General features: G+C 65.5%; 5 protein-coding genes and 2 pseudogenes. 3 read left to right on the top strand and 4 right to left on the bottom strand.

Translation table 11 applies throughout. The features are described 5' to 3' along the window. Window positions 1-378: pseudogene (locus tag R1101_RS0112130) on the bottom strand (hydroxylase); the annotation flags it as partial. Between the two features lie 247 nt (window positions 379-625). Between R1101_RS0112130 and R1101_RS0112125 the strand changes: the two are divergent. Both R1101_RS0112125 and R1101_RS0112120 read left to right on the top strand, forming a co-directional pair. Then, complete coding sequence (locus R1101_RS0112125) at window positions 626-1111, top strand: nuclear transport factor 2 family protein (RefSeq protein ID WP_016933691.1); 486 nt, start codon at window positions 626-628, stop codon at window positions 1109-1111. Next, a complete protein-coding gene (locus tag R1101_RS0112120) occupies window positions 1108-1614 on the top strand; it encodes a nuclear transport factor 2 family protein (protein ID WP_016933690.1) in 507 nt (168 codons plus the stop codon). Before R1101_RS0112125 ends, R1101_RS0112120 begins: the two co-directional genes overlap by 4 nt. A gap of 226 nt (window positions 1615-1840) precedes the next feature. Here R1101_RS0112120 and R1101_RS0112115 read toward each other — a convergent pair whose 3' ends face one another. The 3 genes from R1101_RS0112115 to R1101_RS0112105 all read right to left on the bottom strand — a co-directional run bounded on the left by R1101_RS0112115 (window position 1841) and on the right by R1101_RS0112105 (window position 6458). Further along, entirely contained in the window at window positions 1841-3205 is a 1365-nt protein-coding gene (locus R1101_RS0112115; RefSeq protein WP_016933689.1) for an MFS transporter, read from the bottom strand. A gap of 38 nt (window positions 3206-3243) precedes the next feature. Beyond that, entirely contained in the window at window positions 3244-5604 is a 2361-nt protein-coding gene (locus R1101_RS0112110; protein WP_016933688.1) for a cytochrome P450/oxidoreductase, read from the bottom strand. 173 nt (window positions 5605-5777) lie between these two features. Beyond that, a complete protein-coding gene (locus R1101_RS0112105) occupies window positions 5778-6458 on the bottom strand; it encodes an IclR family transcriptional regulator (RefSeq protein ID WP_016933687.1) in 681 nt (226 codons plus the stop codon). A 571-nt stretch (window positions 6459-7029) separates the two neighbouring features. Between R1101_RS0112105 and R1101_RS0112100 the strand changes: the two are divergent. Beyond that, window positions 7030-7585 (top strand): annotated as a pseudogene (locus tag R1101_RS0112100) (sugar transferase); the annotation flags it as partial.

Here is a 7585-nt window from a genome sequence, read left to right as displayed (position 1 = left end):
GATGTATCCGCCGTCGACGGGCACCGCGACACCCATCGGTGCGTACGGCGACGCCATCCACATGTCGTTGTCCTCGCCCCAGACCTCTTCCTGGGCCTTGGGGTCGAAGAAGGTGAGCTCCCACGGGTGTACGCCGACGATGCCCGACACCCAGCCGGTCGCACCGTCGAGTGCGCCGACGGCCATGACGGTCTCGGCGAATTCGCGAGGATGAACTTCCATGCCGCCGAACTGCTTCGGCTGCAACATGCGGACGATGCCGGAATCGCGCAGGTGCTTCGCGGAGATGTCCGACAGTCGCATCTGCTCGTCGCCGACGACGCCTTCGGCGCGGATCTCCTCCGCGTGCTGCATGATCCTGTCCAATACCTGACCCATGACGGTGACTCTTCCTGGGAATCGGCTGCTGACGAGCCGGGACTGCGTGGGAGGGGTGCCCCGCGGAACGGAGCGATCTGCGCTGTGCAGGTGTGACATTCCGAACGGTCCCAGCCGCACTATGAGCGCGCACCGGTTTTTCCGTTGAGCGGGACGTTCCGGGCGGTCTCGATGGGAGACCCGGTAGACAGGCGCGAGACGGCAGCGTGCTGCCGTCGCAGCTGACCGTCGCTCCGGAAGGATCCTCATGACCGACACTGCAGACCTGGTGGCTTCGCTCGTCGAGCGCGTGCAGCTCCTCGAGGACAAGGCCGCGATCCACGAGGTACTCACCGCCTACGGCCCGGCCGTCGACGCCGGCGACGCCGATGCCGTGGGGGAGTTGTGGGCGGAGGATGCGGTCTACGACATCGATATCCGGGTGATGGAGGGTCGCGACGCCATCACCGAGATGGTCCGCACCCGGCCTCATCAGGACTACATCAACGAAGGATGCGGTCACCTGCTCGACCCGGTCCACATCCGTGTCGACGGCGACACCGCCGCCGCGACCTGCCATTCGCTGCTGTTGCGCCGCAACCTCGATGCCGACTCGTACCGCGTGTGGCGGGTGACGGCCAACCGTTTCGACCTCGCGCGTATCGACGGCCGCTGGAAGATCAAGCGTCGCACCGCACGAGTGCTCGACGGCAGCGCCGAGGCCCGCGAGCTGCTCGCGAGGGCTTCCCGGTGATCGAACTGTCTGCGGCGGAACAACTTCTCGCCATCCACGAGATCCAGCAGGTCTTCGCAGCGCGCCTGCGGGTGATGGATACCAAACAGTGGGAGCTGTACCCGACCCTGCACACCGAGGACGTGGTGAGCGAAACGTGGGGTGGACTGCCCAGCGACAAGCAGCCCCGCACCGGTGAGGAAGCCGGTCGCGTGGTGGGTCGCGAGGCATTGACCCGCGCCATCAGCAACCTCCTCGACGGTCCGGTGTCGGTCACCTCGGCCCATCACGGCCACTGCCCGGAGATCGTCCTCGAATCCGACACCACCGCCCGCGGTATCTGGGCGATGGAGGATCAGCTGTGGTGGGACAACGACGGCGTCGAGGAATCGCTGCACGGGTGGGGCCACTACCACGAGGAATACCGCAAGGTCGACGGCGTTTGGCTGATCTCCTACCGCAAGCTCACCCGCCTGCGCGAGGTGCACACCCCCGGCTTCTTCAGCTTCCTGAAGCGACTCTGAACGACGCCGGACGGACGCGATCTCGGGGACCGCTCCTGGGCTGATGCCCGGTTCGACATCGTGCTCGCCTCCGCGGGCGTCCGACCCCCCATGCTGACGCGCTGAAACGGGGTTCGCCCCTGCAACACGCCGGGCGAGCCCCGCTTCACCGCGCGAAGTTGTTGCGCAACAGCCGAACCCCACCGGTGCCGGAGACGGCCTCGGTGGGGTTCGAGTCGACGTGTTCTCAGTAGAGGTTCTCGAGCTTGTCGAGATCGACACCCTTGGTCTCGCGACTGGTGGCCACGGCGATCACCGTGATCGACATGGTGATCACCAGGTAGACGATGACTGCGGTGGCACTGAAGCGGTCGACCAGCCACACCGCGATGAACGGGGCAGGAGCCCCGGCGATGATCGACGAGCCCTGGAACACCAGCGACGAACCGGCGAAGCGGTACTTGGTGGGGAACAACTCGGTGATCCATGCGGCTTCGGGGCCGGCGAGCATGCCGTGCAGCAGTGCGCCCACGCAGACACCGACACCGAGTGCGGTCATGTTCTCGGTGTGCACCAGGGAGAAGAAGATCGGTGCCCAGATGATGAGCGAGACGGCCGGGACGAGCATGGCGATCTTGCGTCCCACCCGGTCGGACCACCATCCGCCGCCGATCATTCCGAGGAACTGGCAGACCGACGCGAAGGCGACGGTGGTGACGATCGCGCCGCGGGTGTAGTCGAAATAGGTCGTGGCGTATGCGATGACGAAGATCGTGTAGACGTAGAACGCGATGTTCTCGCCCAGACGCATGCCGAGGCCGTGGAGCAGAGGACGGGGCTTACGCAGGGCTTCGATGATGCTGGACGACTCCTTGGGCGCCGCCTGTTTCCCAGCCGATTCGGCCTTCGCCTGCGCGGCCTGATAGACCGGCGATTCTTCGACACCCCGACGGATCAGGAACCCGATGACGAGAAGAGGGACGGCGAGGAGGAAGGCCACGCGCCAACCCCATTCGTCGAATGCGTCTCCGGGGAAGACGATCGCGAGGATGCCGACCGTGACCGTGGCCAGGACGGTGCCGGCCGGAGCCCCGGACTGGGGCCATGCCGCCCAGAAGCCGCGACGCTTGGGTTCGCCGTATTCGCTGACGAGGATCACCGCAGCGCCGAACTCACCACCGAGAGCGAAGCCCTGGATCATGCGCAGGACCACGAGGGCGACGGTGGCCCAGATACCGATCTGGCCGTAGGTCGGCAGCAAGCCGATCGCAGCGGTGGCACCGCCGAGCATGAGGAACGTCGCCACCAGGATGGGTTTGCGCCCGAACTTGTCACCGAGATGACCGAAGACGATGCCGCCGAGGGGCCGGGCGACGAACCCGAGTCCTTGTGTGGCGAGTGCCATCAGCAAGGACGCTACGGCGTTGCCGCTGGGGAAGAACAGAGGGCCGAGGACGGTCGCGGCAAGGATGCCGTAGATCGCGAAGTCGTACCACTCGAGGACGGCGCCGGCCATGCTGCCGGCCAGAACCCGCTTGAAGGGGGTTCTGGTGGTCGGTGTGCCGGAGTCCGGTGGAACCGACGGCGTACCCGACTGCTCGATGGTGGTCATGTCGTGCCTTTCGGATCAGTTTCGGGGGCTGCTGTGTGTCACAGCTGGAGGGTCAGCTTGTCGCCGCATGCGCGGGAGCAGCAGGTCATCATGGTTTTCCCGGCTGCGCGCTCGGCCTTGGTGAGGACCAGGTCGCGATGGTCGACCTCGCCGTCGAGGACAGGCACCTCGCACGCACCGCAGATGCCTTCCTCGCAATCGCTCTGCGCGTCGATGTTGGCGGCTCGAAGTGCCTGGAGCACTGTCTGATCGGCGGCGACCGGGACGGTGATGCCGGAATCCTTCAGCACTACGTCGAAGCCGTGTTCCTTGGACGGGTCGAGTTCTTCGAGCGTGGAGGAGAAGTGCTCGACGTGCAGGGTGTCGTCGGGCCAATGGGCGGTGGCCTCGCTCAGTGCGGAGAGCAGACGTTCGGGACCGCACGAGTACACCTGTGTGCCGTCTTCCGGGTCGGCGAAGAGCGAAGGAAGATCCATTCGGACGCCTTCGTCGCCGGGATAGACCCGGACACTCTCACCGTGGTCGCGGGCGAGCCGGTCGAGGAACGCCATCGAGGTACGCGAGCGTCCGGCGTAGTGGATCTCGTAGTCGCCGCCGGCGGCCTTGACCTGGTCGGCCATCGCGATCACCGGGGTGATGCCGATGCCGCCGGCGACGAAGACGTACCGCTTCGCGTCGGGGTCGAGTTTGAAGTGGTTGCGGGGACCGCGTACACGCAGCGTGGCGCCGACGGCAAGTTCCGTGTGGATCCAGCGCGACCCGCCCCGACTCTCCCGGTCGTGGAGGACGGCCACCTGGAAAGTGGTGCGGTCGTGCGGATCACCGCACAGTGAGTACTGCCGCGACACTGCACCGCAGTCGACGTCGATGTGCGATCCCGCCGACCACTTCGGGAGCGGCCGCCCGGAGGTGTCGCGCAGGGTGATCAGCAGGATGTCGTCGGCGATGCTCTCCAGCCCGGACACCGCCATCGTGCGTGCGATCGTGTTCTTCGACGGTTCGCCGATCTTCACCGGCTGTCGCCGGGACAGCAGTTCCGGGTCGGCTCGTTCGGGGTTGCGCGCCGGATCCCAACGAACCCACACGTGATCGGGTCCGCGGAAGGAGGTGTTGGGCAGGTAGGTGAATTCCTGATCGGGTACCAGTTCCATGTGGGGCAGGCGCCGGGTCAGCTCTTCGAGGAAGATCTGGATCTCCATGCGTGCGAGGTTCTTTCCCATGCACTGATGGCTGCCGTAACCGAAGGTGAGATGGTCGCTGGCGTTGTCGCGCCGGATGTCGAAGTCGTCGGCCTGATCGAAGTGACGTTCGTCGTGATTGGCGGACGAGTTGACGATCAGCAACTTCGCCCCGGCCGGAACCTCGACCCCGTTGATCGTGGTGTCGGCAGTGACGAGGCGGCGCCACGCGGCGACCGATCCGGAGTGACGCAGGCATTCCTCGACTGCGTTGGGGATCAGGCTCGGGTCGGCGCAGATCTCCTCCCATACGTCGCGGTGCTCGAGCAGTAGCCGTAAGGCATTCGCGGAGGCGTTGGCCGTCGTCTCGTGCGCGGCGACGATGCCGGCCATCATCATCGAGTGCAGGTAGGAGTCGGTGACGACATCCGGTTGTTCCTGCTGAACGCGGATGCCGAAAGGCATCCAGCCGTGCCCGTCGGGATCCTTGCGCATCTTGTCGAGGACGGTGCCGGCGAACTGCCAGAACTTGCCGACCGCGTCGGCGACGGCGACCTGTTGCTCGGGAGCAGGTCGTCCCCACGTGTTGACGGTGTGCGCGATCGAGTACTCGCGCAGGGTGTCCATGTCTTCCTCGGGCACGCCGAGGAAGTGCAGGGCGACGGTGAGCGGGACCTCCCACAGCATCTCGTCGACGAGGTCGACGTGGCCGGTATCGATGAAACGATCGACGTATTCGCGGGTCAAGCGGCGCACCATCGGTTCGTGGTGGGCGAGCGCGGCGGGGGTGAAGGGTTCCATCAGCGCGCGGCGTCGCGGCATGTGCGCCGGTTCGTCCTCGTTGACGAGGGTGCGGTTCATGGCATAGCCGTATCGGGCCAGAACAGCGTTCGCTTCGTCGGAGGTCGGGGTGATCTTCTCGAGGGCGATGGAGGGGGAGAACAGTTCGTTGTCGCGGAAGACGGCTTTGACGTCTTCGTAGCGCGTGACGACCCAGTAGTCGAGTTCGGGACTGTAGAAGACCGGCTCTTCGTCTCGGGACCATCGCAGAGATGCGGCCGGATCCACCTGGTACGGCCCGGTGAAGGGATCGAACGCTGCGGCGCGCGGGGAGACAGGGCAGCCGGTCGGGGAGGTGAAGGCGGTGTGGTCGATGGGGCAACGGCTCTCGGGGCCGGTTCGAGGGGTTTCGAGGACGGTGCCGGTCGACTGACTCGTCATGATGCTCTCCAAGCTACGAACTGCTGATTTACTAATAACGAACACATGTGTTCGTTGAACGCACATGGAGACAGTAACCGTGGTCACATCCGACGTCAACGTCGGGTCCGATCTCCGTGTCGAGAGCACAAAAAAGGACGCCTCAGCGGGCGTCCTCGGTCGAGCGGTACCGGTCAGGTGTCGAGCAGGCTGTTGATCCGTGCTGCGGTCGCCACAACCGCCGACGCTGCAACATCGGTGTCGAGTCCTTCGATCGCGACGACCCCGACGCTCGATTCGAAACCCACGCCCTCGTGGTCGAGCGGGGAGCGCACGCTGGCTGCCACGCCGACGGCTCCGTGTTCGAGTTCGCCTGCCGTGATGCTGAAACCGTCCTCGCGGGCCCGGCGGATCGCCTCGGTGTCGGTATCCGATGGGGGGCGGCCGGCGAGGATCGCAATACCCGCCGCGCCCCGCGACACAGGATGTCGCGTACCTATTCGGTAGCCCACGCGCAGGATCCCCGTATCGGGCTCTGCTACTGCGATCACCACGCACTCGTCGCCCTCGAGCGTCGACAGGAATGCGGTGGCCGACGTCTGTCGAGCCAGGTCTCGCAGTAGCGGCTGCGTCACCTCGCGCAATCGGGGGCGGAATCGCGAACCGAGTAGTGCTGCTCCTGCGGCCAGCCTGATCCGGCCGTCCTGCATGCGCGCGACGAGCGAATGGGCCTCCAGTGTCGCCACGATCCGGTAGCCGATGGCACGAGCCACCTCCAGCTCGGCTGCGAGTTCGGCGATCGAGATTCCCCCCGGGCGTTGGGACACGATGTCCAGCGCGCGTAGACCGCGATCCAGGGTCTGGAGGGTGCTCAACGGTTCTCCTCGGGCTCTCACTAGGGGATACCGAAGCCTATCCCGACCGTATCTCCGGGTATCGGCGTGAGTGGGTGGGCGTCGACATGCTGCGTCTCCGGTTGGTGAGCGCACGCCGATGCGCGCCGCATGATGTTTTCACCGACTACGGGCAGGCGCTCGATGTTTCGGAAACTCGCAGTAACAGTATTCGCCGACCGTACTCCGTCTCGACGAGATCGGCGTGGATGAAGAAGGAATCGGCCGGCTCGTGAATCCGGGCGCAAACCTTACGCAAAAGTGATTACCGTCACTTCGGGTTTTCCGGCCGTTCGGACTACGCCCGGGCAGGCGCACCCGAAGTCCAACGGATTCAACCGAACACACGACACGACAGACTTTCGCGTGTCCGACATCGGGTCTGGATTTACCCGCTGATCTGCGACAAGACTTCAATTCACACGTAACGCTCAGCTATTTCTCAGTGATAGCTCGGGTAACGCTCGCACGAGTCCTGTTCCAGAGCCGGGCCGGGACTCGCTCGGGGAAAGTTCTGTCTCGGGGAGGAGACACATATGGGGAGGACTGCGGGATGACGACGGTCGACGATCGAGGGCTCGACCCGTCCGACGCTCCGCGGGGTGCACGCAACCGTGCCCCCGCGGATGCGTCGCCCGGCACCGGCGTGAATCGGTGGAAGTGGCAGAACGCCTACGTCAAGCGACTCCACGTCACGGACGCGCTCGTCGTGGTGCTGTCCGTATTGCTCGCGCAGTGGGTGCGGTTCGGATCCGAGGAGCTCTTGCGCGCCGGGGAGGGCGCAGAATTCGAGTACTCGTTGACATCCGCGACCATCATCGTCGCCTGGCTGGGCGCGTTGAGCGTCTTCCGTACGCGGTCGCGTCGCGTCATCGGTGCCGGCTACGACGAGTATCAGCGGGTCGTCTCCGCGACCCTCGGCATGTTCGGTGCGATCGCGATCATCGCGCTCATCTCCAACGAGCAGATCGCGCGCGGGTTCCTCGCCATTGCCCTGCCGGTGGGTCTCGTCGGTTTGCTGCTCACGCGGTGGGTGTGGCGGAAGGTGATCGCGCGCAAGCGGGCTCGGGGTGAGTTCCAGACGTCGGTGCTGGTGGTCGGTGGTGCGC

The organism is Rhodococcus sp. R1101 (assembly GCF_000278445.1).
Lineage (GTDB): Bacteria > Actinomycetota > Actinomycetes > Mycobacteriales > Mycobacteriaceae > Rhodococcus > Rhodococcus gordoniae.
The sequence above is the reverse complement of the archived record's forward strand: the minus strand, read 5'-3'. Positions and strand labels throughout refer to the sequence as shown.